Annotated in this window: 20 protein-coding genes and 1 pseudogene; 5 read left to right on the top strand and 16 right to left on the bottom strand. The window is 68.9% G+C overall.

Annotation, left to right across the window (positions count from 1 at the left end):
- Positions 1 to 66 precede the first annotated feature (66 nt).
- The 3 genes from uvrA to GH681_RS20180 all read left to right on the top strand — a co-directional run bounded on the left by uvrA (position 67) and on the right by GH681_RS20180 (position 7,640).
- Positions 67 to 5,667 carry an excinuclease ABC subunit UvrA gene (gene uvrA, locus GH681_RS20170; protein WP_153163347.1) on the top strand — a complete coding sequence of 1,867 codons (5,601 nt, stop codon included), beginning with the start codon at positions 67 to 69 and terminating at the stop codon, positions 5,665 to 5,667.
- A gap of 29 nt (positions 5,668 to 5,696) precedes the next feature.
- Positions 5,697 to 6,689 (top strand): phospholipase A, encoded by a 993-nt coding sequence (locus GH681_RS20175; RefSeq protein WP_153163348.1) that lies wholly within the window; start codon positions 5,697 to 5,699, stop codon positions 6,687 to 6,689.
- Positions 6,690 to 6,911: 222 nt separating this feature from the next.
- Complete coding sequence (locus GH681_RS20180; protein WP_153163349.1) at positions 6,912 to 7,640, top strand: PhnD/SsuA/transferrin family substrate-binding protein; 729 nt, start codon at positions 6,912 to 6,914, stop codon at positions 7,638 to 7,640.
- 11 nt (positions 7,641 to 7,651) lie between these two features.
- On the opposite strand, the gene GH681_RS20185 is transcribed toward GH681_RS20180, so the two are convergent.
- The 6 genes from GH681_RS20185 to GH681_RS20210 form a co-directional block, all read right to left on the bottom strand.
- The gene (locus GH681_RS20185; RefSeq protein ID WP_153163350.1) at positions 7,652 to 8,272 is read right to left on the bottom strand and encodes a hypothetical protein; all 621 of its coding nucleotides are present in this window, start codon (positions 8,270 to 8,272) and stop codon (positions 7,652 to 7,654) included.
- Between the two features lie 155 nt (positions 8,273 to 8,427).
- A complete protein-coding gene (locus tag GH681_RS20190) occupies positions 8,428 to 9,573 on the bottom strand; it encodes an ABC transporter permease (RefSeq protein WP_153163351.1) in 1,146 nt (381 codons plus the stop codon).
- Positions 9,570 to 10,724: an ABC transporter permease gene (locus GH681_RS20195; RefSeq protein WP_153163352.1), complete on the bottom strand. Its 1,155-nt coding sequence runs from the start codon at positions 10,722 to 10,724 to the stop codon at positions 9,570 to 9,572. Before GH681_RS20195 ends, GH681_RS20190 begins: the two co-directional genes overlap by 4 nt.
- Positions 10,721 to 12,754, bottom strand: a complete 2,034-nt coding sequence (locus tag GH681_RS20200) for an ATP-binding cassette domain-containing protein (protein ID WP_153163353.1) — start codon at positions 12,752 to 12,754, stop codon at positions 10,721 to 10,723. Before GH681_RS20200 ends, GH681_RS20195 begins: the two co-directional genes overlap by 4 nt.
- A gap of 13 nt (positions 12,755 to 12,767) precedes the next feature.
- The gene (locus GH681_RS20205; RefSeq protein WP_153163354.1) at positions 12,768 to 13,835 is read right to left on the bottom strand and encodes an HlyD family secretion protein; all 1,068 of its coding nucleotides are present in this window, start codon (positions 13,833 to 13,835) and stop codon (positions 12,768 to 12,770) included.
- 13 nt (positions 13,836 to 13,848) lie between these two features.
- Complete coding sequence (locus tag GH681_RS20210; RefSeq protein WP_194271297.1) at positions 13,849 to 15,195, bottom strand: TolC family protein; 1,347 nt, start codon at positions 15,193 to 15,195, stop codon at positions 13,849 to 13,851.
- A 138-nt stretch (positions 15,196 to 15,333) separates the two neighbouring features.
- Here GH681_RS20210 and GH681_RS20215 point away from each other — a divergent pair, with 138 nt between their 5' ends.
- Positions 15,334 to 15,879 carry a M48 family metallopeptidase gene (locus GH681_RS20215; RefSeq protein ID WP_153163356.1) on the top strand — a complete coding sequence of 182 codons (546 nt, stop codon included), beginning with the start codon at positions 15,334 to 15,336 and terminating at the stop codon, positions 15,877 to 15,879.
- 12 nt (positions 15,880 to 15,891) lie between these two features.
- On the opposite strand, the gene GH681_RS20220 is transcribed toward GH681_RS20215, so the two are convergent.
- The 9 genes from GH681_RS20220 to GH681_RS20260 all read right to left on the bottom strand — a co-directional run bounded on the left by GH681_RS20220 (position 15,892) and on the right by GH681_RS20260 (position 23,557).
- Complete coding sequence (locus tag GH681_RS20220; protein ID WP_153163357.1) at positions 15,892 to 16,902, bottom strand: helix-hairpin-helix domain-containing protein; 1,011 nt, start codon at positions 16,900 to 16,902, stop codon at positions 15,892 to 15,894.
- 181 nt (positions 16,903 to 17,083) lie between these two features.
- Positions 17,084 to 18,538: a ribonuclease G gene (gene rng, locus GH681_RS20225; protein WP_153163358.1), complete on the bottom strand. Its 1,455-nt coding sequence runs from the start codon at positions 18,536 to 18,538 to the stop codon at positions 17,084 to 17,086.
- Between the two features lie 155 nt (positions 18,539 to 18,693).
- Positions 18,694 to 19,293 carry a nucleoside triphosphate pyrophosphatase gene (locus GH681_RS20230; protein ID WP_153163359.1) on the bottom strand — a complete coding sequence of 200 codons (600 nt, stop codon included), beginning with the start codon at positions 19,291 to 19,293 and terminating at the stop codon, positions 18,694 to 18,696.
- A gap of 145 nt (positions 19,294 to 19,438) precedes the next feature.
- Positions 19,439 to 19,909, bottom strand: coding sequence for a 23S rRNA (pseudouridine(1915)-N(3))-methyltransferase RlmH (rlmH, locus tag GH681_RS20235; RefSeq protein WP_153163360.1), 471 nt, complete (start codon positions 19,907 to 19,909; stop codon positions 19,439 to 19,441).
- Between the two features lie 7 nt (positions 19,910 to 19,916).
- Positions 19,917 to 20,264, bottom strand: a complete 348-nt coding sequence (gene rsfS, locus GH681_RS20240; RefSeq protein WP_153163361.1) for a ribosome silencing factor — start codon at positions 20,262 to 20,264, stop codon at positions 19,917 to 19,919.
- Between the two features lie 4 nt (positions 20,265 to 20,268).
- Positions 20,269 to 20,928, bottom strand: coding sequence for a nicotinate-nucleotide adenylyltransferase (gene nadD / locus GH681_RS20245; protein WP_153163362.1), 660 nt, complete (start codon positions 20,926 to 20,928; stop codon positions 20,269 to 20,271).
- Entirely contained in the window at positions 20,915 to 21,691 is a 777-nt protein-coding gene (locus GH681_RS20250; RefSeq protein ID WP_153163363.1) for a BPSS1780 family membrane protein, read from the bottom strand. The genes nadD and GH681_RS20250 overlap by 14 nt, the downstream gene beginning before the upstream one ends.
- A 4-nt stretch (positions 21,692 to 21,695) precedes the next feature.
- The gene (locus GH681_RS20255) at positions 21,696 to 22,493 is read right to left on the bottom strand and encodes a BPSS1780 family membrane protein (RefSeq protein ID WP_228112004.1); all 798 of its coding nucleotides are present in this window, start codon (positions 22,491 to 22,493) and stop codon (positions 21,696 to 21,698) included.
- A gap of 116 nt (positions 22,494 to 22,609) precedes the next feature.
- Positions 22,610 to 23,557 carry a homoserine kinase gene (locus GH681_RS20260; protein ID WP_153163364.1) on the bottom strand — a complete coding sequence of 316 codons (948 nt, stop codon included), beginning with the start codon at positions 23,555 to 23,557 and terminating at the stop codon, positions 22,610 to 22,612.
- A gap of 67 nt (positions 23,558 to 23,624) precedes the next feature.
- Between GH681_RS20260 and GH681_RS20265 the strand changes: the two genes are divergently transcribed.
- Positions 23,625 to 25,625 carry a UvrD-helicase domain-containing protein gene (locus tag GH681_RS20265; RefSeq protein ID WP_153163365.1) on the top strand — a complete coding sequence of 667 codons (2,001 nt, stop codon included), beginning with the start codon at positions 23,625 to 23,627 and terminating at the stop codon, positions 25,623 to 25,625.
- Between the two features lie 87 nt (positions 25,626 to 25,712).
- Here the strand turns inward: GH681_RS20265 and GH681_RS23390 are convergent.
- A pseudogene (locus GH681_RS23390) lies at positions 25,713 to 25,885 on the bottom strand (IS110 family transposase); the annotation flags it as partial.

Genomic DNA, 25,885 nt, shown 5'->3' on the forward strand with positions numbered 1-25,885 from the left:
ACCACGCGGGCGCAGTGGTGTCGGACGCTACAATCGCGTTCGCCGCTTCCTCAGACTGCTCCCCCCATGTGCTCCGATCCCGCCTGCTCCGGCGACCACGCCGCGCCCGCCACCGATAGCGTCATCCGCATCCGCGGCGCGCGCCAGAACAACCTCAAGAACCTGTCCCTCGACATCCCCCACCACGAACTCGTGGTGGTGACGGGCGTGTCCGGCTCGGGCAAGAGCTCGCTGGTGTTCGACACCCTCTACGCCGAGGGCCAGCGCCGCTACGTCGAGACCTTCTCGCCCTACGCCCGGCAGTTCCTCGACCGGATGGACAAGCCCCAGGTGGACCGCATCGACGGCGTGCCGCCAGCCATCGCCATCGACCAGACCAACCCGGTGCGCACCTCGCGCTCGACGGTCGGGACGATGACCGAGCTGGCTGACCACTTCAAGTTGCTCTACGCCCGCGCCGCGCGCCTGCACTGCTGCGGTTGCGGCAAGCCGGTGACGCGGGATACGCCGGCGACGATCTTTGCCGACATCGCCGCCCGCGCCGCTGCGGCGGGCGACCCGCGGCTGGTGGTGAGCTTTCCCGTCACCGTGCCGGCCAACTTCGGCGAGGACGAGGTCGCCGAGCTCCTCGCCCGCCAGGGCTACACCCGCATCCACGCCCGCGACGGCGAGGTGCTGCATGTGGTGCAGGACCGCTTCCGCCTCGGCAACGCCGAGCACGCCCGGGTGATGGAAGCGCTGGAGATCGGCCTGCGCGCCGGTCACGGCAAGCTCACGGTGCATGCCGTCGATGGCGAAGCCGAAACCCGCTGGAAGTACAGCAGCGGCCTGCACTGCGCCGACTGCGACATTTCCTATCCGGACCCGACGCCCAGCCTGTTCTCGTTCAACTCGCCCATTGGCGCCTGCGACACCTGCCGCGGCTTTGGCCGGGTGATCGGCGTGGATTTCGGGCTGGTGATCCCGGACGAATCCAAGACCCTCGCCGAAGGCGCCGTGAAGCCCTGGCAGAGCCCCAGCTTCAAGGAATGCCAGGACGACCTGGCGAAGATGGCGAAGAAGTACGGTGTGGCGATGGACATTCCCTTCCGCGACCTGCCCGAGGATCACCGCCGCTGGGTGCTTGAAGGCGACGAGAAGTGGAAGAACTGGGATTCCAGCTGGCCGCGCTACTGGTACGGCGTGCGCCACTTCTTCGACTGGCTCGAGACCAAGGCCTACAAGATGCACATCCGGGTGCTGCTGTCGCGCTACCGCAGCTACACCGAATGCCCCGCCTGCCACGGCGCGCGGCTCAAGCCGGAGGCGCTGCTATGGCGCCTGTGGCGCCGTGAGGAGAGAGGAGTAAGGAGTGAGGAGGCCCCTGCCGATCGCCAGCGCACCAGCGCCGGGCAAGGCCCACTCCCCACTTCCCATGCTCCATTCCCCCAGCTCGCCATCAGCGAGCTGCTCGCGCTGCCCATCGACGACGTGACCACCTTCGTCGCGGCGCTGGATCTCCCGGCGCCACTCGACGAAGCCACCGAGCTGCTGGTGGACGAGATCAAGGGCCGCCTGCGCTACCTGCAGGACGTGGGCCTCGGCTACCTGACGCTGGACCGCCAGTCGCGCACCCTGTCGGGCGGCGAGGTGCAGCGGATCAACCTCACCACGGCGCTGGGCACCTCGCTGGTGAATACCCTGTTCGTGCTCGACGAGCCGTCCATCGGTCTGCATCCGCGGGACATCGGGCGCATCCTCGGGGTGATGGAGCGCCTGCGCGACGCCGGTAACTCGCTGGTGGTGGTGGAGCACGACCCGCAGCTGATGCTCGCCGCCGACCGCCTGCTCGACATCGGCCCCGGCCCCGGCGAGCGGGGCGGCGAGATCGTCGCCTACGGCCCGCCCACCCAGATTGCCAACGACCCGACGTCCCTCACCGGCGCCTACCTTTCCGGCCGCAAGCGCGTCGACACGCGTCGCCAGCCGCGCCCGGTGGCTGGGGATGCGCCGCGCCTCACCCTCACCGGCGCGCGCCAGCACAACCTGCAGGGCGTCGATCTGGCGATCCCGCTGCAGCGGCTGGTGGGCATCACCGGCGTGTCCGGATCGGGCAAATCCACCTTGATCCAGGACGTGCTGTTCCCGGCGCTGGCCAAGCACTTCGGCCAGCCGTCCGAGCCGCCCGGCGCCTTTGATGGCCTGGTGGGCGTGGATCAGCTGAAGGGCGTGGTGATGGTCGACCAGTCGCCCATCGGCAAGAGCGCCCGCTCCAACCCGGTGAGCTACGTGGGCGCCTGGGACGCCATCCGCAAGCTCTTCGCCAACCTGCAGGAGGCCAAGGACCGCGGCTACACGCCGGGCACCTTCAGTTTCAACTCCGGCACCGGGCGCTGCCCGACGTGTACCGGCTCGGGCTTCGAGCACGTGGAGATGCAGTTCCTGTCCGACGTGTATCTCCGCTGCCCCGACTGCGACGGCAAGCGCTACCGGCCCGAGATACTGGCCCTGGAATGGCGCGGCAAATCCGTGGCCGACGTGCTGGAGATGACCGTCTCCGAGGCCCTGGCCTTCTTTGCCGACCAGAAAGCCGTGCTCGCCGCCCTGGCGCCCCTGGCCGACGTGGGCCTCGAATACCTGCGCCTCGGCCAGCCGGTGCCCACGCTCTCGGGCGGCGAGGCCCAGCGCCTCAAGCTCGCCGGCTATCTGGCCGAAGCGGCCCAACTGGCGGCAAAACGATCGAAAAAATCGATAGATTCCGCCGATCCAGGCCTGCTTTTTCTGTTCGATGAGCCCACCACTGGCCTGCATTTTGAGGACGTGGCCCGGTTGTTGTCGGCATTCGAAAAACTGATCGATGCCGGCCACTCGTTGGTGGTCATCGAGCACAACCTGGACGTGATCGCCGCCGCCGACTGGCTGGTGGACCTCGGCCCCGAAGGCGGCGCGGGCGGCGGGTTGATCGTCGCCGAAGGCACGCCGGCCCAGGTGATCGCCACGCCGGCGTCCCACACCGGCAAGGCACTGGCCGACTACGCCGACCAGCTCGCCCGCCTGCAGGCCGCGCCGGTGGTGGCCGAGCCGCCGGCCCGCTACCGCGCGGTGCCCGACAACGCCATCACGATCCGCCACGCCCGCCACCATAACCTGAAGAACGTCAGCCTCGACATCCCGCGCGATCAGTTCACGGTGATCACCGGGCTTTCGGGCTCGGGCAAATCCACGCTGGCCTTCGACATCGTGTTCGGCGAGGGCCAGCGGCGCTATCTGGAATCCCTCAACGCCTACGCCCGGCAGTTTGCCCAGCCCTCGGCGCGGCCGGATGTGGATGCGATCTTCGGCATCCCGCCCACCGTCGCCATCGAGCAGCGGGTGAGCCGCGGCGGACGAAAGAGCACGGTGGGCACGCTCACCGAGATCCAGCCCTTCCTGCGCCTGCTGTACGTGAAGCTGGGCACCCAGTACTGCCCCGATTGCGACGTGCCGGTGACGCCCCAGAGCTTCGAGGCCATCGTCGCCCAGATCCTGCGCGACCACGCCGGCGAGTCGGTCGAGCTGCTGGCGCCGCTCATCATCAACCGCAAGGGTTTGTACACCGACCTCGCCAAGTGGGCCCGCGGCAAAGGCTTCGAGCAGCTGCGCGTGGATGGCGACTACCTGCCCACCAAAAAATGGCCGCGCCTCGACCGCTACAAGGAGCACAACATCGAGCTGCCGGTGGGCATGGTCAAGGTTGGCGTCGAGACCGAAGCCTTGCTGCGCGAATACGTGCAGGCCGCGCTCGACCACGGCAAGGGCGTGCTGAAGGTGCTGCCCCTGGCGGTGCCCGGCGCGGCGCTCACCACGCTGTCCACGCTGCGCGCCTGCCCGGATTGCGGCACCAGCTTCCCCGAGCCCGATCCGCGCCTGTTCTCCTACAACGCCAAGCACGGCTGGTGCCCCGATTGCTACGGCACCGGCGTGAAGATCGCCGGCAAGGTCGAGAATCCGGACGACCTGGATCTGGGCGAGCTGGAGCACGAATCCGACGAAGCCTGCCCCAGCTGCCACGGCGCGCGCCTCAACCCGGTGGCGCGGGCGGTGCGTTTCCGCGACCTGGGTCTGCATGAGCTGGCGTCGCTGGCGGTGGGCAAGGTGTCGGGCTTCTTCGAGGGGCTGCAGCTGGAACGCCGCGAGGCCGACATCGGCCGCGACCTGATCACCGAGATCCGCGGCCGGCTGGACTTTCTGCAGCAGGTGGGCCTCGGCTATCTGGCGTTGGACCGGGCCGCGCCCACGCTCTCCGGCGGCGAGGCCCAGCGCATCCGGCTGGCGGCCCAGCTCGGCTCCAACCTCACCGGCGTGTGCTACATCCTCGACGAGCCGACCATCGGCCTGCACCCGCGGGACAACCGGCTGCTGCTGGATACGCTCGAAAAACTCCGCGGCCGCGGCAACACCCTGCTGGTGGTGGAGCACGACGAGGACACCATCCGCCGCGCCGACCACGTGATCGACCTGGGCCCCGGCGCCGGTGTGCGCGGCGGGCGCATCGTCGCCGAAGGCAGGCTGCCCGAGCTGATGGCCGCGCCGGAATCCGCCACCGGCCGCTGCTTTGCCCATCCGCTGGTGCATCCGCTGGCCCCGCGCCGCGATGTGGCAGACGACCACCCGGCGCTGGTGGTGGCCGGCGCCACCCTCCACAACCTCAAGCACGTCTCGGCCCGCGTGCCGCTGGCCCGGCTGACGGTGGTCACCGGCGTGTCCGGCTCGGGCAAGTCCACCTTCGCCCGCGACGTGCTCCACGCCAGCCTGGTGGCGCAAGGCCCGGTGGGCTGCGCGTCGGTGGACGGCATGGCGCAGATCGGCCGTGTTCTCGAAGTAGACCAGACCCCGATCGGCAAGACGCCGCGCTCCTGCCCGGCCACCTACATCGGCTTCTGGGACGCCATCCGCAAGCTCTTCGCCGAAACGACGGAAGCCAAGATGCGCGGCTGGAACGCCTCGCGCTTCTCCTTCAACACCGGCGCCGGGCGCTGCCCAGTGTGCGAAGGCCAGGGCCGCATCACCATCGAGATGAACTTCCTGCCCGACGTGAAGCTGCCCTGCGAGGCCTGCGGTGGCGCCCGCTTCAACCCCGAGACGCTCACCGTGCAATGGAAGGGCAAGAGCGTCGCCGAGATGCTGAACATGGCGGTGGAAGACGCGGTGGAGTTCTTCGCCGCCCATCCGTCCATCGCCCATCCGCTCAGGCTGCTGCAGGACGTGGGCCTCGGCTACCTCACCCTCGGCCAGCCGAGCCCGACGCTATCGGGCGGCGAGGCCCAGCGGATCAAGCTGGTGTCGGAGCTCGCCAAGGTGCGCGGCCGGGCGGGCGAATCCGCCACCGGCCCCGGCCGCCCGCTGCCGCCCGAAAAGCACACGTTATACGTGCTCGACGAGCCCACCGTCGGCTTGCACATGGCCGACGTGGAAAAACTGATCCACGTGCTCCACCGGCTGGCGGATGCCGGCCACACGGTGCTGGTCATCGAGCACGACCTCGACCTGATGGCCGAGGCGGACTGGATCATCGACCTGGGCCCGGAAGGCGGCGAGGGCGGCGGCGAGATCGTTGCCGAAGGGCCGCCGGAGGCGGTGGTGGAAATCGCGCGGTCGCACACCGGGCGTATCCTCGGGGAGTTTCTGGCCTCGCGCCGGGCCGGCTGAACACCTTCAAGACAATCGGAGATGAACGCATGAATGCAAGGCAACGACTGGCCATCGTCGGGCTGCTGATGGGCGCCGGCGGCGTCGCACTGGCCGCCGATCCGGCCAGCTGCGCCAAGGTGGCCGACAACACCGAGCGCCTGGCCTGCTACGACGAGGCCGTGGGCCGTCCCCACCAGGAGGCGCCGGCGCCGGTGGCTTATGACGACTCGCCGTTTTCGGCCCGCTGGGAGCTGGACGCCGAGGACAAGAAGGGCACCTTCCTGATCCGCCCGTACAAGCCCACCTACCTGCTGCTGGCCCGCTGGAGCAACTCGCCCAACACCCTGCCGACCTCGCCCAACCCGCTCAACGTGGTGACGACGCCGAACAACGTGGACCCGGCCGAGGCCAAGTACCAGATCAGCTTCAAGACCAAGCTGTGGGAAGGCCTGTTCGGCCGTCACGGCGACCTGTGGATGGGCTACACCCAGCAGTCCAACTGGCAGGTGTACAACAAGCGTTTCTCGTCGCCCTTCCGCGAGACCGACTACGAACCCGAGCTGATGGCGGTGTTCCGCACCAACCTGGATGCCGGCGCCGGCTTCAAGGTGAAGATGATGTCCCTGGGGCTCAACCACCAGTCCAACGGCCGCAGCCAGCCGTTGTCGCGCAGCTGGAACCGGATCGTCGGCCAGATCGGCATCGAGCGCGGCGACTTCGCGCTGGTGGTCCGCCCGTGGCTGCGCCTTCCGGAGAAGACCACCAAGGACGACAACCCGGACATCACCTCATACATGGGCCACGGCGACATCCAGGCCATGTGGCAGGCGGGCGAGCACGGCTTCGGCCTGACCCTGCGCAGCACCCTGCTGTCCGGTGAAAAATCCCGCGGGGCGGCCCAGTTTGACTGGAGCATCCCGATCCATCGCAACCTGAAGGGCTATCTGCAGCTCTTCACCGGTTACGGCGAAACCCTGATCGACTACAACCACCGCCAGACCACCTTCGGTCTGGGCGTATCCCTGGTGGATTGGCTGTGACGTCATTTTTCATGCCAAAAACGTGACAGGTTTGTGAGTTTTTGCAAAAGACATTTGCTAGGATCATGAACTTCAAGTTCGCCGCCTTGCAGCATGTAGGTGCGGCGGCGGGCTGAAGTCAAACAGACAACCCGACAGAGGTTACTGCCATGCCCCAGCAGATGTCGTCGACGCGTGCGTCGATCCGTACTTCCTTGCCTTGCCGGATCGCGGGATAAGCCCATGGCAAGCCAATTCAAGCTCAGCGTGTGTCCCCACGACACGGCCAAGAACCTGCTCGGCTGGTTCACCCTCAACACCTATCTCCAGCGCAACCTGGGCATCGGCATCCACTTCGAGCCCCAGGACAACTTCCTGGTCGAGCGCCAGGCGGTGCTCGAGAACAGCTTCCACGTGGTGTACGCCAACCCCTTCAGCGCCCTGTGCTACGCCCGGGACAAGGGCTTCGTGCCGGTGGCCCGGCCGGCCGGGGTGAATGACGAGACCATCGTGGTCACCCGGGCGGGCGCCGCCGTGCCCGACGCGCCGCGCATCGCCAGCGCCACCGACAAGCTCGTCATCCACGACCTGGGCCTGCAGGTCCTGCGCCGCGAAGGCCTCGACGTGGCCGGGGCGGATTTCCGTTTCGTCGGCAACCACCTCAACGCCGCCAAGGCGGTGCTGCAGGGCGAGGCCGATCTGGGCTTCGTGTTCAACGAAACCTGGAGCGGGATGAGCGCCGCCACCCGCGACCAGCTTCAGGTGGTGGGCGAGAGCCGCGACGGCGCCGCCTTCCACTGCTTCATGGTGGCGCCGGAGTGGGCCGACAAGCGCGAGGCGATCCAGCGCATCCTGTGCGCCATGCACCAGGACCCGGCCGGCCTTCGGGTGCTCGACGACCTGCACTTCAAGCGTTTCGAACCCATCGACGAGACCCACCTCGCGCCGCTGGCCACCCTGATCGGGGCCTGATCCGCAGGCGCTCAGGGCGCCTCGTTGAGGCTGGCGATGATCTGGCGGACGACGCCTTGCACGGCGTCGTCGAGCTGTCCGCGGGCGCTGGCGGGGGTGACTGGCGCCTGTCTTTCCTCGAAGCGCTGGCGATAGATCACGCTGCCCCCGTCGAGGGGCTCGCTGCCGTCGGGGGCGTGCCGGAAGCGCAGCAGGGCGGGCGCGCGCGGGTAGATCTCGACCTGGGCGGACACCACCAGCGCGCTGTCGCGCAGGCGGTAGTCGATGTTGGCGAACATCACCGCCGAGCCCCGCGCGTTGTCGAAGAGGGTGCGCATCTGCGCCGCACCGGCCGGGTCGCCGGGGGAAATGCGCTCCACCCGGAGCTTCGGCACGAAGCGGATCGCGCTGCTGCGGCCGGATTCGGCGCGCCAGGCCTCCCGCAGCGCAGCGCGCAGATCGTAGTCACGCAGGGTGTCGAGGATCGGGTCGGCACGGCCGGTGTCGGCCCCGGGCGTGCTGCGGGGAACGATGAGGACGCTGTCGAGGGTGTCGATTTCGGCCCGGGCCTCCGGTTTCAGCCGGACCTGGGGTGCCGCACAGGCGGTGATGAGGGCAAGGGCGCCAAGCGCAAGCAGTTTCGTTTGTGACATCGGGACCTCCGTGGCAGGTTGCGTCTGCCGGGTCGGGCGCATCGGTGCGCCTCTGATCTGGTCCTGAGCTTACCCCGCTGCGGAATGGCGCGCAGCCAGGGGGTGCAAGCGATCGTGTCGCCCGAAAGGAAGTGTTGCCCTTTTAAGACAGGCGCTCAGCCGAACTGCCGGTTGAACCACGCCATGCCGACGCCGAAGATCGTCACGCCCAGGGCGCCCATCGCCAGCACCGAATCCCACAGCAGGTCCATCCCCGCGCCCTTGAGGAGGATGCCGTAGGCGGAATCCAGGTAGTAGTGCAGCGGCGAGAAGCCGGCGGCGAGGCGCATCCACGGGGGCATGGCCTCCAGCGGTGTCCACGCGCCGGAGAGCAGCAGCATGGGCATCAGGATCACGATGGTCAGCATGCCCACCTGGGCCAGGTTGCGCGACACCGTGGCCGCCAGCAGGCCCAGGCCGGCGGTGGTGAAGACGTACAGCGCGGTGATCAGGAAGAAGGCCGGCAGGCTGCCGCGCATGGGCAGGTCGAACACCGGCCCGAGCACGCCAAACAGCGCGATGGCGGTGCCGGCGACGATGGCCAGCGTCATCGCGATGACCTTCGGGAAGAGGATCTGGAAGGGCGTGAGGGGCGTGACCATCAGCTGCTCGATGGTGCCGCGCTCCTTCTCGCGGACCATCGCCGCCGCCGGCAGCAGGATCGAGAACAGGGTGACGACGGTGAGGAGCTCCGAGATGCCCATGAACCACGGGTCGTACTGGTTGGGGTTGTACCAGATGCGCGTCTCGGCCTCGATCATCGGCCCGCCGCTGCCGGCAAGGCCTTCCCGCAGCATCGCCACCTCGCCGGCGTAGCGGCCGACGATCTGCGCCGCGTAGCTGGAGGCGAGGAAGCCCAGCACCGAGTTGGTGGTGTCCACCTGCAGCTGCACCGGCACCTGTTCGCCGCGGGTGAGGCGCTCCTCGAAGCGCGGCGGGATGTCGAGCACCGCCATCGCGTCGCCCCGGTCGAGCAGCTTGAGGCTGGCGTCGGGGCTGGCGGCCTCGCCGGCGTGCTTGAAATAAGGCGGCTGGAAACGGCCGGCCAGCTCCCGCGAGGCGAAGCTGCGGTCGTTGTCGAGCACCGCCAGCGCGGCATTGCGCAGCTGCATCGACACGCCGGAGGCGGCCACGTAGATGTCGCCGGTGAAGCTGTAGAGGAAGAACACCATCAGCGCGGTGTCGCGCAGGAGCTGCAGCAGCTCCTTCCAGGTCATCACCCGCAGGCGGCGCAAGCCGGCGATGGAGAAGAAGCCCTTCATGATTTCGGCCTCTTGGAAAACAGCAGGTAGCCGATGGCGAACAGCCCCACCGCGTAGCCGGCGAGCACCAGCGCGTCGGGCCACAGCTCGGCGGCGCCGGCGCCCTTCAGGAAGCAGTCGGTGACGATGCGGCCGTAGTACATCGGCGGCAGGGAGTGGGCGATCAGCGAGGCGCCGGGCGAGAGCGACGACAGGGGCAGCAGCAGGCCCGAGTACAGCACCGCCGGGATGATGGTGACCACACTGGTGATGATCATCGCCGCCACCTGCGTCTGCACCAGCATCGAGATCACCAGCCCGAAGCCGGTGGTGCACACCACGTAGATCAGGCTGGCGAGGGTGAAGAACAGCGGGTCGCCCTTGAAGGGCACCTGATACACCGAGAGGCACAGCATCCACAGGATGAACCAGTTGGCCGCGGAGATCAGCACGTAGGGCGCCAGCTTGCCCAGCAGGAACTCGCCCGGCGACACGGTGGACGAGTAGATGTTGAAGATGGAGCCGGATTCCTTCTCGCGCACCACGCCCAGCGCGGTGAGGAAGGGCGGCGACAGCATCATGATGAGCATGATGAGCTTGGGCGCCATCGACCAGATGCTCTTGATGCTCTGGTTGTAGAGGTAGCGCACCTCCAGCTTCACCGGCTGGACGCGGGCGCGGGCCTCGGCCAGGGGCACGCCGCGGGCGGTGGACAGCGCCTGGGCCATGTTCTCGGCGCTCACCGCGGCGTTGATGGCGGCCACGTAGCCCTGGGTGGTCTGGGCGCGCATCGGGAAGGTACCGTCGATGATGACCTGCACCGGCGCCGGCTCGCCCCGGCTGAGGCGCTCGTCGAAGCGCGGCGGGATCACCAGCGCCACCCGCACCTGGTTGTCGGCCAGCAGGCGGTCGATGGTCCGCTCGTCGTCGGCGTAGCCCTTGAAATCGAAGTAGCGCGACGAGATGAAGCGGTAGGCGTAGTCGCGGCTGGCGGGCGTGCGGTCGTGGTCCACCACCGCGAAGGGCAGGTTCTCCACGTCGAGGGTCAGGCCGAAGCCGAAGATCAGCATCAGCATGGTGGGCACGATGAAGGCCAGTGCGAAGAACAGCCGGTCGCGGACGATCTCCCGCCATTCCTTCCAGGCCAGCGCGACGATCCGTTTCAGGTTCATGGCGTGCCCCGCTGGGCGGCTTCGAGGGCGCTCACCTGATGGACGAACACGTCCTCCATCGACAGCGGGCGCGGCTGCACCGACTGCAGCTGCACGCCGGCCGCGTCAAGCACGCCGGGCAGGCGCGCGAGATCCGCGTCGGCGGTCTTCGACAGCAGATGCACCGCCCGGCCGTGGAGCACGGCGCTGGCAAAGCCGGCGGCCACCAGCGCCGCCTGGGCCGGCGCCGGGCGGTCGACGCGCAGCTCGAGGAGCTGCCCGGCCTCGGCGGTGACGGCCTGCTTCATCTGCTCCGGCGAGGCGTCGGCCACCACCTTGCCGGCGAACATCAGGGCCAGGTGGTCGCAGTGCTCGGCCTCGCCCATGTAGTGGGTGGTGACGAGGATCGCCACGCCCTCACGCCGCGAGAGGTGGAACAGGATGTCCCAGAACACCCGCCGGCCGATGGGATCGACGCCGGAGGTGGGTTCGTCGAGAAACAGCACCTGGGGCTGATGGACCAGCGCGCAGCCCAGCGCGAGGCGCTGGCGCAGGCCCATGGGCAGGCGCCCGGCGGCGTCGTTCTCGAAGCCGGCGAGGCCGGCCATGCCGATCACCCAGTCGGTGCGCACCCTGGCGGCCTTGTCGTCGAGGCCGTAGATTCCGGCGTAGAGGCGGATGTTTTCCACCACCGAGAGGTCGTGATAGAGCGAGAAGGCCTGGCTCATGTAGCCGATGCGTTCCTTGATCGCCCAGCCGGCGGTCCGCATGTCGGCGCCCGCCACCATCCCGAAGCCGGACGAGGGCTTGAGGATGCCGGTGAGCATCTTGATGACCGTTGTCTTGCCGGCGCCGTTGGCCCCCAGCAGGCCGAAGATCTCGCCCTGGGGCACCCGGAAGCTCACCGCGTCGGCGGCGCGGAAGTCGCCGAAGACCCGGGTCAGCTCGCGGGCCTCGATGGCCGGCGCGCTGCTGGTGTGGGGCGTGAGGCCGTCTTCGGGGAAGACCGATTCGAGTTTGGCGCCGCGCTGGCGCAGCATCGCGACGAAGACGTCTTCCAGCTCGGGCTCGCGGGCGAACCAGTCGGTGAGGCGGATGGGGGGTGCTTCCGTAGGTCGGACTTCAGTCCGACAAGTCGGCGCATCGGAGAGCGAATGTCGGACTGAAGTCCGACCTACAGGGTGGGCGGGCTGGTCGAGGCAGGCGTCGATCTCGGCTCGGGCGGCGGTGGCGTCGAGCCCTTCGGCGAACACCCGCAGCCAGGTGCCCATCGCCTCGGTCTGGGGAAAGCGGGCCTTGAGGCGCGGCAGGGCGTCGGCCTGGGGTTCGGCGCGGAAGAGAGCGAGCGTGCCGGGCACGACGGCGACCAGTTCGGCCGGCGTGCCTTCGCCCATCACCTTGCCTTCGTGGAACAGCGACACGCGATGGAAGCGGTCGGCCTCGTCGAGATAGGCGGTGGACACCAGCGCGGTGACGCCCTTTTCTTCGAGCAGCCTGCCGAGGATGGCCCAGAAGTCTCGCCGCGAGACGGGATCGACGCCGGTGGTGGGCTCGTCGAGGATCACCAGATCGGGCTCGTGGATCAGCGTGCACACGAGGCCCAGCTTCTGCTTCATGCCGCCGGAGAGCTGGCGCATCGGGCGGTTGCGGAAGGCGTCGAGGCGGGTCATGCCGAGGAGCACGCGCTTGCGCTCGGCGAGCACGTCGGCCGGCACCAGACGCAGGCGGCCGAAGAAGTCGATGTTCTCGTCGATGGACAGATCGGGGTACAGGTTGAGCCCCAGCCCCTGGGGCAGAAAGCCGATGCGCTGCTTGACCTGCTCGGCTGCGCGGGCCGAATCGATGCGGGTGCCGAAGACCTCCACCGTGCCGCCGTCGAAGGACAGCACGCCGGCGATGGCTTTCATCAGGCTGGACTTGCCGGCCCCGTCGGCGCCCACCAGCCCGTAGATCTCGCCGCGCTTCACCTCGAGGGTGAGCCCGTCGGCGGCCAGGCGCTTGCCGTAGCGCTTGGTGAAACCGTCGACGCGGATGGCGGTTTCGGTGGTCATGGTGATTCCGGCGCTACCAGCGGGGCGCCTGCCAGGGCACGCCGTCCTTCCAGCGGATCACCGCGTCGGCGGGCACGCCGGGGGTGAGGCGGTGGTCGGGGTTGGTGTCGAGATACAGGCGCACCGCGTAGCTGAGCTTCACCCGCTCGTCGGGGGTCTGCACTTCTTTCGGGGTGAATTCGGCCTGGCTGGCCACGTAGCGGATGGTGGCGGCGAAGGTCTGGCCGGGGTAGGCGTCGGTGTAGACCTGGGCCGGCAGGCCGAGGCGCACGAGGCCGATCTGCTTTTCGGGCACATAAACCTTGAGGTAGAGCTTGTCGAGATCGACGATGTCGAAGATCGGCGCGCCGGCGGCGACCACCTCGCCGGTGTCGCGCAGGCGCGACAGCACCACGCCGCCGGCCGGGGCGCGGAGGGTCAGGTCATCCACCAGGCTGGCGACTTCCTTCGATGCGGCCTGGGCTTGGCGAAGCCCGGCTTCGAGGGCGGCGATGTCGTTCTCGCGGGCGCGCACCTTGTCGCGGCCGAGGCGCGACGACGAGGCGGCCTGTTCGGCCTGGCGCAGGTCGGCGCTGGCGGCGGTGAGGGCGAGGCGGGTCTGCTCGGCCCGGCGCGGCTCGACGGTGCCCCGGGCGGCGAGCTCGTCGAAGCGCTTCGCGTCGCGGGCGGCCTGGGCTTCGGCGGCGCGGGCCTTGGCAACCACCGCGTCGGCGCTGGCTTCGGCCAGCGGCACTTCGCGGCGGGCGATGTCGAGCTGGCTGCGGGCGGCCTGGAGCTGGGCGGCAAGGGTGGCGACGGCGGCGTCGGCCTGTTGCTGGCGGGCGGCGAGCTGGGTGTCTTCCAGCCGCGCCAGCACCTGCCCGGCGGTGACGGTGGCGCCTTCACGCACCTCCAGCTTGGCGATGCGGCCGGCGAGCTTGCTGGCGACGGTGGTGTGGTCGCCCTCGATGCGGCCGTTGGCCTGGATCAGGCCTTCGGGCAGGGCGTTGCTGCCGGAGAAGGTGTGCCACGCCCACACGCCGCCGGCCACGAGGGCGACGACCGCGGCGGCGGCGATGAGCTGGGTCTTGTCGAGACGCATGGCGGGGCTCCGGTCACAATTCGCCGACGGCCTTCCTGAGCCGCAGGCGGGCCAGGTGGAGGTCGTAGAGGGCGTTCAGGTGGTTGTAGTCGGTGAGGCTGCGCAGGGCTTCGGCGTCGAGCACTTCGGTGTGGGTGCCGACGCCGTTGCGGTAGCGGTCGCGGGCCACGCGCAGGTTCTCGTCGGCCTGGCCGACGGCGGTTTCGGTGGTGGCGAGGCGGCGGGCGGCTTCGTCGGTGGCGAGCCATTCGCGCCGCACTTCGAGCTCGATCAGCGTGCCGGCGTCGGTCTGGCGTTCGCGGGCGGCCCGGGCCCGGGCCCGGGCGGCGTCGGCCTGGTGGCGCAGCAGGCCACCGTCGAAGAGCTGCCACTCGACGCCGACGGCGAGCTGGGCCACGTCCTGGCGGACGCGGTAGCGGTTGTCCTCATGCACCGCGGCGGCCGACAGCCCGACCTGGGGCCGCAGCCCGGCGCGGGCCTGGTCGGCTTCGTGGTCGGTGACATCCGCCTGGGCGCCGAGCAGGGCGAGCTCGGGGCGCTGGCTGCGGGCGCGGCCAGCGAGGGCGGCGATGTCGCCGGGCGCGGTGTCGGCGATTGGCGGTTCGGTCAGATCGACCGGCGCATCGAGCGGCCGGCGCAGCAGGCGGTTGTAGGCGGCGGCGGCCAGCTGGGCGGCGTTGCCGGCCTGGGTGAGGCGCTGGGTGGCGTCGGCCCGGGCGACGGCCACCGAGAGGATGTCGTTGCGGGCGACGAGGCCCTGCTTGCCCAGCTCGGCCACGTCGGCGGCGTGGGCGTCGAGGGCGGCCAGGTGGTGTTCGGCGGCCCGCAGGGCGCGGCGGGCGCGCAGCACGTTGAGGTAGGCCTCGGCCACGTCGAGCTTTACGGCTTGCTCGCTGCGGGTGCGCTCGAAGCCGCTGGCGGCGACGCCGGTCTCGGCCGCGGCCACCGCCGAGGCGATGCGCCCGCCGGTGTAGAGCGGCAGCGTGGCCTGCAGGGCGTGGGTGGCGTAGCTGCGCTCCTGCAGCGGCATCTGGCTGGGCAGCGCGATGCCGGGGATCGCCGGAAAGTCGATGCGCGCGGCGGGCTCGTTGCTGAGCACGGTGTAGCGGCTGCTGGCGGTGGCGCGGGGCAGGGCCAGGGCCCGGGCGGCTTCGCGGGTGGCGCGGGCGGCGTCGGATTCGGCGTCGGCAGCGCGCAGGCGGCTGTCCACGGCGAGGGCGTCACGCCAGGCGTCGGCGAGGGTTTCGACGGCGGGGAGCGGGGGCGGGAAGAGGGGAAGCAGCAGGGCGAGGGTGAGGAGCACCCGCGCCGGGGTGGGATGGCCGGGTTTGCTGTGGCTTTCGACGACGGTTTCGAGCATGTCATCCTCCGTCGGAAAAATTAATGACTCTATAGTCAGTAACTTACTCCCAAGCCTCGCACGGGGCATTGCGCCAGATCAAACCCCGGTGTCGCGGGGGGTAGAATCGCGCTCCATTCCCTTTGTGTCCGTCGCGCCATGCTGCCCGCTCCTCACCTGAAATATCTCGCCGGGTATCCGGCGCACCTCGTCACCCAGGTGGGCGAGGTGCTGGCCCGGGGCGAGCTGGGCGACATCCTGCGGGACAAGTACCCCCGGCCCCACGGGGTGCGCAATGACGGCGCGCTGTACGACTTCGTGGGGGAGCTGAAGGCGCGCTTCCTGCGCAACGCGCCGCCGCTATCCAAGGTGGCCTGGGACGGGAAGCTGCAGAGCATCCACAACGCGCTGGGCACCCACACGCGGGTGGCGCGGGTGCAGGGGGGCAAGCTGCGGATCAAGCGGGAGATCCGCATCGCCAACCTGTTCCGCGAGGCGCCGGAGGAATTCCTGCGGATGATCGTCGCCCACGAGCTGGCTCACCTGAAGGAGCCGGAGCACGACAAGGCCTTCTACCAGCTGTGCTGCCGGATCGAGCCGGCCTATCACCAGCTGGAGTTCGACGTGCGGGTGTGGCTGTGTCTGGTGGAGACGACGGGGGCGATGCTGTGGGCGCCGCCGGGCGCGAACCCGACGGCGGGGTGAGGCGGCTGCGGCTTACAGGGCGAGGCTGCCCTTCAGCTTGTCGAGGAGCTTGGCGCCAACGCCCTTGACGGCCAGCAGATCATCCACCTGCTTGAAGGGGCGGGCGGCGACGATGGCCGCGGCAACGGCCTTGGGCAGGCCCTTGACGGCGGCGAGCTCGGCTTCGCTGGCGGTGTTGATCGACACCTTGCCGGTTTCGGCCTTGGGGGCGGCTTTCGGGGCGGCCTTCTTCGCGGCGGGCTTCTTGGCCGGCGTGGCGGGGGCGGCAGGCTCGACTTCGGCAACCGGCGCGGCTTCGGCGGCCCAGCTGACGGGCAGCGGGAAGTCGGTGAAGTCGCGGGTCACGTAGCCGGCGGCGGTCCATTCGCGCAGCAGCAGGGCGACGTGCCAGCTGCCGGCCGGGCGGGCGGCCAGGGGCAGGTCGAAGGCGAGGTGCTGCCAGCCCTGCTGGCCGGCCAGGCTGCCCAGGAAGACGCCGGCGAGCTGCACGCCGTCGGTGTTGCCACGCTCGCCGAAGGGGGCGGGCAGGGCCCACAGCTCGGCGACGAGGCTGCCGCTCAGGTTGTCGGCGGCGCGGGGGTTGTCGATGCCGTCGATGGTGATGTGCACCTGGCTGTCGCCGAGGGTGAAGCCCGCGCTGCCCTGGATGCGGGGCTGGGCGAACTGCTCGGGGAGCGGGAAGTTGGCGAAGTCGTGGACGCTGCCGTCGTGGCCGTCGGCGAGCACCAGCACCATGGCGTGTTGGGCGTGACCGGCGGGCGGAAAGGCGGGGACGCTGGCGCTGACCCGGGCTTCATCACCACCGACCGCCACTTCGGCCACCTTGGTGCCGCGCACGGGCTGGCCGTCGAAGGGCGCATCGCAGGCCCACAGCTGGAGGGCCCAGTTGCCGGCAGCGTTGCCGAGGAGTTCGGCGTTGAGCTGCACCTGGTCGCCGTCAAAGGCGTAGCCGTGGTCGGGGCCGAGGCGCAGGGCGCCGGGGGTGAGGCTGGTCGGGGTCTGGAGGGTGTTGCGCGTCTGCATCTCGTGTCACCTGCGGGAGTCGGGGCGCGCGATTCTGCGGGTGCGTGGATTGCAGCGTCAATCGTTTGGCGATTGATTTTTTGGATGCCCCAACAGGGGGCGCAAAACCGCCGAAAACCGCACCAATACTGGGATTGCACTGTATTGGTGCGGTTATTTCATCGGCATTGTCGGGTTTGCTTCAAAGCAGCACGATGTCGAACTGCTCCTGGCCGTAGCTGGCCTCGGGGTGCAGGGAGATCGTCTTGTCGATGAAGTCGGAGAGCATCGCCAGCGACTGGGATTCTTCTTCCAGGAAGAGGTCGATGACGATGGGCGAGGCGAGCACGCGGAATTCCTTGGCGTTGAACTGGCGGGCTTCACGCAGCAGCTCGCGGAGGATCTCGTAGGCCACGGTGCGGGCGGTCTTGACCTCGCCCCGGCCGTTACAGGTGGGACAGGGCTCGCACAGCAGGTGGGCGAGGGATTCCCGGGTGCGCTTGCGGGTCATCTCGACGAGGCCCAGCGACGTGAAGCCATTGACCGTCATCTTGGTGTGGTCGCGGGACAGCGCCTTGCGGAACTCGTCGAGCACGGCGGCCCGGTGTTCGGCGCTCTCCATGTCGATGAAGTCGACGATGATGATGCCGCCCAGGTTGCGCAGGCGCAGCTGGCGGGCGATGGACTGGGCGGCCTCGAGGTTGGTCTTGAAGATGGTGTCGTCGAAGTTGCGGGCGCCGACGAAGCCGCCGGTGTTCACGTCGACGGTGGTCATCGCCTCGGTCTGGTCGATGATGAGGTAGCCGCCGGATTTGAGATCCACCCGCCGGGCCAGGGCCTTCTCGATCTCGGCTTCGACGCCGTGCAGGTCGAACAGCGGCCGCTCGCCGGTGTAGTGGTCGAGGAGCGGCGCCACCTGGGGCATGTACTCGCTGGCGAAGGCCATCAGCTTCTGGAAGTTCTCGCGGGAGTCGGCCACGATGCGCGAGGTGGCGTCGGTGACGAAATCGCGCAGCACCCGCTGGGCGAGGTTGAGATCCTGGTACAGCACGGTGGGCGGGAAGGCGCCGACGGTGCGGTTGCGGATCTCGGCCCACAGCTTGCGCAGGTAGGCGATGTCGGCGGCGAGTTCCTCGTCGGTGGCGTATTCGGCCATCGTGCGCACGATGTAGCCGCCCTTCTCGTCGGGCGGTAGCAGGCGGCTGACCCGCTCGCGCAGGGCTTCCCGGCCGGCTTCGTCGCCGATCCGCTGGGAGATGCCGATGTGCTTGTCCTGGGGCAGGTAGACCAGCATCCGGCCGGCGATGGATATCTGGGTGGACAGCCGCGCGCCCTTGGTGCCGATCGGATCTTTCAGCACCTGCACCATGAGGTTCTGGCCTTCGGCGAGGATGCGCTCGATGGGCCGCAGGGCGTCGCCGGCGTGGCGGTCGGTCCAGATGTCGGCCACGTGGAGGAAGGCGGTGCGCTCAAGGCCCACGTCCATGAAGGCCGACTGCATGCCGGGCAGCACGCGCACGACCTTGCCCAGATAGATGTTGCCGACGATGCCGCGGCTGGCGGTGCGCTCGACGTGGACTTCCTGGACGACGCCCTGCTGCATGAGGGCGACGCGGGTTTCCTGGGGGGTGAAGTTGATGAGGTATTCGTCGGACATGATGGCGGGTGCAAATGGTGATGGGTGAGGGCCGGGCTGGGCCGGGCCTTCACCGATCGCCACTCGTCCTGCGGCGGGCGCGGGCGCTTGTCCGATGGGGCGTCATGGCGCCCCGGTTGTGGGTTTGTCTCCTCGTCAGGCGTGCCGGCTGGCGGTCACAGAGAATAGCCGAATTCCTGCAGCAGGGCGCCGGTCTCGAAGAGCGGCAGGCCCATGATGCCGGTGTAGCTGCCGCGGATCTCCTCGATGAACAGCGCGGCGCGACCCTGGATGCCGTAGGCGCCGGCCTTGTCGTCGGCTTCGCCGGTGGCCACGTAGTAGCGGATCTCGTCTTCAGACAGGGGGCGGAAACGTACCTCGCTGGTGGACAGCCGTGTCTCGAAGCGCAGGCCATCGCTCACCACCACCGCGGTGAGCACCCGATGGACGCGGCCCGACAGGCGCTGCAGGATCGCCACGGCGTGCTCGCCGTCGTCGGGCTTGCCGATGATCTCGCCATCAAGCTCGAGGGTGGTGTCGGCGGCCAGCAGCAGGCGCTGGGGCAGCTCGCGCCAGCGCATGCGCTGGATGCCGCCGGTAGCCTTGGCGTTGGCGACGCGCTGCACGTAGGTGACGGCATCCTCGCCGGGGAGCACGTCTTCGGCGATGTCGTGATCGTTGCGACCGGGGCCGCGGAACAGCAGGGGCTCGAAGTGAACGTGGATCTGCTGCAGCAGTTCGCGCCGGCGGGGGCTGTTGGAGGCGAGGTAGATCATGGGGCGGCAATGCGTGAAGGATGAACGGCAGGATGCCCGGCCGGACGGCCTTGCGCCTTATGCAAAAGCGGTTCCGGACCAACCGGAAGCATAAAGCGAAACAGGGCCGCGCGGGCACCCGGCGTGGCGCTTCACGTGCGCCCCGTCACTCCCGGTGGTAGGGGTGGTTCTTGAGGACGCTCCAGGCCCGGTAGAGTGCCTCGGCGAGCATCACCCGGACGAGGGCGTGGGGCAGGGTGAGGCTGGACAGGCGCATCGTCTCGTGGGCGGTGGCCTTGAGGGCGGGGTCGAGGCCGTCCGGCCCGCCGATGATGAGGGCCACGTCGTCGCCCCCGTCCTGCCAGCGTTCGAGCCGTCTGGCGAGGGCCTTGGAGGTGAGATCCTCGCCCCGTTCGTCGAGGATCAGCCGCCGGCAGCGGGGCGGGAGGGCGGCTTCGATGCGGGCGGCTTCGGCGGCCATCATGGCTTCGACCGTCTTGCCGGTGGTGCGCGGCTCGGCCTTCACCTCGACGAGCTGGATGGGCAGCTCGCGGGGCATGCGCTTGGCGAAGTCGTCGAAGGCGGTGTCGACCCACGCGGGCATGCGTGTGCCGACAGCAACCAGCAGCAGCTTCATGGGGCGCTCAGGCGGCGCGGCGCGGGCGTGCGGGCGTGGCGGCCCACAGTTCCTCGAGGTTGTAGTAGCTGCGTACGGCCGGCTGCATGATGTGCACGACGATGGCGCCGAGGTCGACCAGCACCCATTCGCCGCTGCCTTCGCCTTCGATGCCGATGATCTGGATGCCGGCTTCGCGGGCCTTGTCGGCCACGCTGCGGGCGAGGGCGCGGGTCTGGCGGTTGGAGTCGCCGCTGGCGATCACGACGCGCTCGAAGAGGGCGCTGATGCGCGTGGTGTCGATGACCTGGATGTCCTTGGCCTTGATGTCTTCAAGGGCGGAAACGACGAGCTGTTCGAGTTGGGTGATGTCCATTGAGTCAGAGATAGAGTTGATGCCGGGAAATATAGTCAACAACCGGCGGGGGGAGCAAATAACGCAGGCTCAGCCCGGCAGCCGCGCGGGCGCGGATGTCGGTGGCCGAGATTGCCAGGGGAGTCATTTCGAAGGGCACGATGGCGCCGGCCGGGGCTGCGCCGAGGGCGGCCGGGCTGGCCTTGCAACGGGCGACGAGGTCGGCCAGCGCCGGGGGCATTTGCGCGGCGTCTAGGGTGTAGCCGGGGCGGTTGGCCACGGCCAGGTGGGCGAAATCCAGGAGCTCCGTCCAGCGCCGCCAGGTGGGCAGGCCGAGGAAGGCATCCACGCCCAGCAGCAGCACCAGCGGCCGCGCGGGGCCGAGTTCGGCGCGCAGGCGTTCGAGGGTCAGGATGGTGAAGCTGGCCTGGGCGGCGGTGACTTCGGCGGCATCGACCTCGAAGGCCGGGTTGTCGGCGGTGGCGAGGCGGGCCATCGCCAGCCGGTGGTTGCCGCTCGCGCCGGGCGTGGCACGGTGGGGAGGCTGGCCGGCGGGGATCAGGCGCACGCGCGCCAGGCCCAGCGCCTCGCGGGCGGTTTCGGCGAGGCGCAGGTGGCCCAGGTGGATCGGGTCGAAGGTGCCGCCGAACAGGCCCAGCGGGCCTGCGGGGTCAGTCCTGCTCATCCGGGGTGATCTTGCCGAACACGTCGGTGGTGTTGGCGTAAAGGCTGGCAAAAACCACCGGCATGAAGACCACCGGGAAGGCGAGGGCGGCGAGGCTGCCGAGGATGGGCAGGGCCAGGTCGAGGACCACCACCACCAGGCTCACCGCCTGGGTGACGAGCATCAGGCACAGCCCGTACACCAGGAACGCGCGCCAGTTGCGCAGGCAGGCCACGTAGCTGAAGAACAGCGCCTTGACGGCAGGCACCTTGCCCCAGGCAGCCAGCAGCGGGGCGAACCAGTAGGCCATCGCCAGCGGCGTGAAACCGACCACCACGATCAGCACCGCGAGGCCGAAGGACGGGTTTTCCGAGAGGGTCTCGCCGGCGTCGGCCTTGCCGAGCAGGATGTTCACCATCCGGTCGCCCATGCTGCCGTCGATCAGCACGGCCAGCCCGACCAGGGCCAGGGTGCACAGGAAGTTGATGCCGCCGATCTTGATGAGCTCGGGCAGCTGCTGGCGAAAGCCCGAGAACATCACCTCGGGCCCCACCTTGCGGCCTTCGGCGACGGCCTTGCAGCCGTTGTAGATGCCCAGCGCCAGGGCCGGCGTGGTGAGCGAGATGACGATTGGCCCGATGTACGGGACGATGAACATCACCAGCTGGATGAAGGAGTAGGCCATCACCAGGAAGGTGATGAGGGCCGGGTTGCGTTTCCAGATCGCGAAGCCGTCGACGATCCAGGCCCAGCCGCGCCGGGCGGGAAGGGTGCGCGCCTGCACCGGCTTACTCCGGCGTGGCTTCGGGCTGCGCGGCCGGCGGCAGGGCCGGGCGTTCGCCGAAGACGTCCTGGAACGAGGCGTAGAGGGTGCCGGCGAGCACCGGGATCAGCACCAGCACGCCCAGCCCGGCGGGGAGCATCGCCACCCAGATCAGCACGTAGATCAGCACCCCGAGGACGACGAAGGCCCCGAAGTTGTTGAAGCACGCGGTGAGCGAGAGCTTCATCGCATCGAGCGGCGGGGTGTCGCGCAGCACCACCAGCGGCGCGGCGAACCACAGCGCGGTGATGAGCAGCACCCACAGCACCGAGAACACCACGCTGCCCAGCACCACGCCGCTCACCAGGCCCAGCCCGAGGCCGGCCAGCGCGCCGAGGATGTAGCCGGTGAGCAGCGCGCCGCCGCCCACCACCACCGACACGAAACCGGCGACGAGGCCGCCGAGCAGGTAGAACACGCCCACCAGGGCGAGGTTGCCGGCATGCACCTTGAGGCCCGCGGCGAGGTGATCGACCCGCAGGGGCTGGCCCTGGGCGAGGGCGTGGCAGCCCATCACCATGCCGGCGACCATCACCGGGAAGCCGATCAGCACCACCGCCCAGCCCAGCAGGGGCACCAGCCCCAGCACGAAGAGCATCACGATGAAGATCACCGCGATGGCGATCCACACGCCGGGGCTCTGCATGAAATAGGACCAGCCGGCCTTCAGCCACACCAGGCTTTCGGCAGGGGACACGTGGCGCGGCTGGGGATGCCGGGCGCTGCTGTACGGATGGGATGCCGGGGAGGCCGGTTCGGTCATGACTGGGTTGGGGAAAACAGGAATACGGGACGAAAAATCAGCATGTTGCGTTGCAGTGAAATGCTAGCCCAAATCGCCGGCGGTGTTCAAACCGCCGATCGGATCGCGACCGGATTTCATGCGGGCAGGGCCGGCAGCGCGGTGTCGGTGGCGCGCTGGTTGAGGATGCGCCGGTATTCGCCCGGGTCCTTCACCAGCACCATCTCGCCGGCCCGCGGACGGTGGAAATCCTCCAGCCGCGACAGCCAGAAGCGCAGCGCCGCGGCGCGCAGCATCGCCGGCCAGGCGGCCCGCTCGGCGGCGGTGAACGGGCGCGATTCGGCATAGCCTTCGAGGAGCGCAGCGGTGCGCACAGGGTCGAGGCGCCCGTCGGCGTCGGCGCACCAGTCGTTCACCGTCACCGCCACGTCGAACAGCAGGGCATCGACGCCGGCAAAGTAGAAATCGATCACCCCGCCGACGAACTCGCCGTCCCACAGCACGTTGTCGCGGAACAGATCGGCGTGGATCACGCCCTGGGGCAGCTTGCGCAGATCGAAGCCGGCCTGGAAGACGAGTTCGGCGTCGAGCTCGGCCTGCTCGTAGGCCGAAAGATGCGGGCGCACCCGCTGGGCGCAGTCGCGGCGCCAGTCGGCGTTGCGCGGGTTGGCCTGCTTGCGGCCGAAATTGACGCCGGCCAGATGCAGCCCGGCCATCATCGCGCCGATGCGCCGGCAGTGGGCTGGGCCGGGGTTCATCTCGGACTTGCCGGAGAGCCGCGCCACCAGCACTGCCGGCTTGCCGGAGAGGGTGCCCAGGTATTCGTTGTCGCGGTTGGCTACCGGCGCGGGCACGGGCAGGCCGTGACGGGCCAGGTGGGCCATCAGGTGCAGGTAGAAGGGCAGCTCGGCCCGGGGCATCGTCTCGAACAGCGTGAGCACGTAGCGGCCCAGGCTGGTGGTGACGAAGAAGTTGCTGTTCTGCACGCCGGCAGAGATGCCCTGCAGGTTTTCGAGGCGGCCGATGGCGTAGTTGCGCAGCCAGTCGGCGAGCTCGGATTCGGTGACGGGAGTGAATACAGACATGGTGGCGGGAGCTTACATCAATCGGTGGCGGTAGAATGCCCTCCCCCGCTTCACCCGTTGCACCGCCATGTCCTTCCAGCTCAACCCCCCCCAACGCGAAGCCATCCACTATCTGGACGGCCCCTGTCTGGTGCTGGCCGGGGCGGGCTCGGGCAAGACGCGGGTGATCACCCAGAAGATCGCCTATCTGGTGAATGACTGCGGTTTCAACCCCCACGCCATCGCGGCGATCACCTTCACCAACAAGGCTGCGAAAGAGATGCTGGAGCGCATCTCCAAGCTGATGGGCGGCCGGGCGGCGAAGGGGCTGACGGTGTGCACCTTCCACGCCCTGGGTGTGCGCATCGTGCGCCAGGAAGCCCAGCTGCTGGGCCTCAAGCCCCAGTTCTCGATCCTCGATTCGGGCGACACCACCCAGATCATCGCCGAGATGACCGGCAACACCGACAAGAACCGCGCCAAGGCCCTGCAGTGGCAGATCTCCAGCTGGAAGAACGCGCTGGTCGAGCCCAACGAGGCCGCCCACATCGCCAACGATGAAGTCTCGGCTGCCGCCGCGCTGCTCTACCGGGATTACGACAAGACCCTGCGCGCCTACCAGGGCGTGGACTTTGACGACCTGATCCGCCTGCCGGTGAAGCTCTTCGACGAGCACCCCGAGGTGCGCGAGCGCTGGCAGAACCGCCTGCGCTACCTGCTGGTGGATGAATACCAGGACACCAACCGCGCCCAGTACCGGCTGCTCAAGCTGCTCACCGGCGTGCGCGGGGCGTTTACTGCGGTGGGCGACGACGACCAGGCGATCTACGCCTGGCGCGGCGCCGACATCGAGAACCTGCGCCAGCTGCCGGTGGATTTTCCGAGCCTCAAGGTCATCAAGCTGGAGCAGAACTACCGCTCCACCACGCGCATCCTGCACGCCGCCAATACGGTGATCGCCAACAACGAGAAGCTCTTCGACAAGAAGCTGTGGTCCGAGCACGGCGCCGGCGAGCCGGTGACGGTGGTGGCCTGCCAGACGCCGGAGCACGAGGCCGAATCGGTGGTGATGAAGCTCTCGGCCCACAAGTTCGAGCACCGCACCCACTTCAAGGATTACGCCATCCTCTACCGGGGCAACCACCAGGCGCGGCTGTTCGAGCAGCAGCTGCGCAACCAGAAGATCCCCTACGCCATCTCCGGCGGGCGCAGCTTCTTCGAGAACGCCGAGATCAAGGACCTGTGCGCCTACCTGCGCCTGATCGCCAACGAGGACGACGACCTGGCCTTCATCCGGGCGATCACCGTGCCGCGCCGGGGCATTGGCGCCGCCACCATCGAATCCCTCAGCCATTACGCCAGCAACCGCAACATCAGCCTGTTCACCGCCGTCTTTGAAGAGGGCGTGGTCGAGCACGTGGCCGCGCGCCAGCTGGAAGGGATGCGGGAGTTCTGCCACTTCATCAACCGCATCACCCACCGCGCCCCGCGGGAGCCCGCCGGGCCGGTGATCAACGACCTGCTGAAGGCCATCGGCTACGAGGCCTGGCTGTATGAAAGCTGCGAGCCCCGCGAGGCCGAGACCAAGTGGAGCAACGTGAGCGACTTTACCGGCTGGCTGGTGCGCAAGGGCGAGGAGGACGGCAAGACCCTCACCGACATGATCCAGACCATCAGCCTCATCACCATGCTCGACAAGGACGACGAGGAGCTGGATCAGGTGCAGCTGGCCACGCTGCATGCCTCCAAGGGGCTGGAGTTCAAGCACGTGTTTCTCGTCGGCGTGGAGGAGGGGCTGCTGCCCCACCAGAGCTCCATCGACGAGGACAAGATCGAGGAAGAGCGGCGCCTGATGTACGTGGGCATCACCCGCGCCCAGCGCAGCCTCACCATCAGCTACTGCGAACGCCGCAAGGCCGGCCGCGAGGTGCGCACCTGCGACCCCTCACGCTTCATCGACGAGATGGGGATGGAAGGCATCCGCCGCAGCGACCGCAAATCCGCCGAGCCGGTGAGCAAGGAAGACGCCCGCGCCCGCATCGCCAACCTGCGCGCGATGCTGGGCAACAAGCCGGGGACGATCGGCTGATTGCCGAGGATGTTGTGTCGGGTTACGCCCTGACGGGCTAACCCGACCTACTTGCAGATACCCGGACGGTAGATACTGTTATCCCAGTCAAGCCCCGTGGAGCGCCGGCTGGAATGTCTGGCCCGACTTGAGGACGCCGTAGCTGACGTGGAGGAGCTTGCGCATCATGGCGCCGATGATGAGCATCGGGGGTTTGCCCTTGGCGGCGAGGCGTTCGCGGAAGAGCTTGCCCCAGTCGGTTCGGTAGAGGGCGACCATGG

Origin of the sequence: Zoogloea sp. 1C4 (assembly GCF_009469605.1) — a bacterium.
Classification (GTDB): Bacteria; Pseudomonadota; Gammaproteobacteria; order Burkholderiales; family Rhodocyclaceae; genus Zoogloea; species Zoogloea oryzae.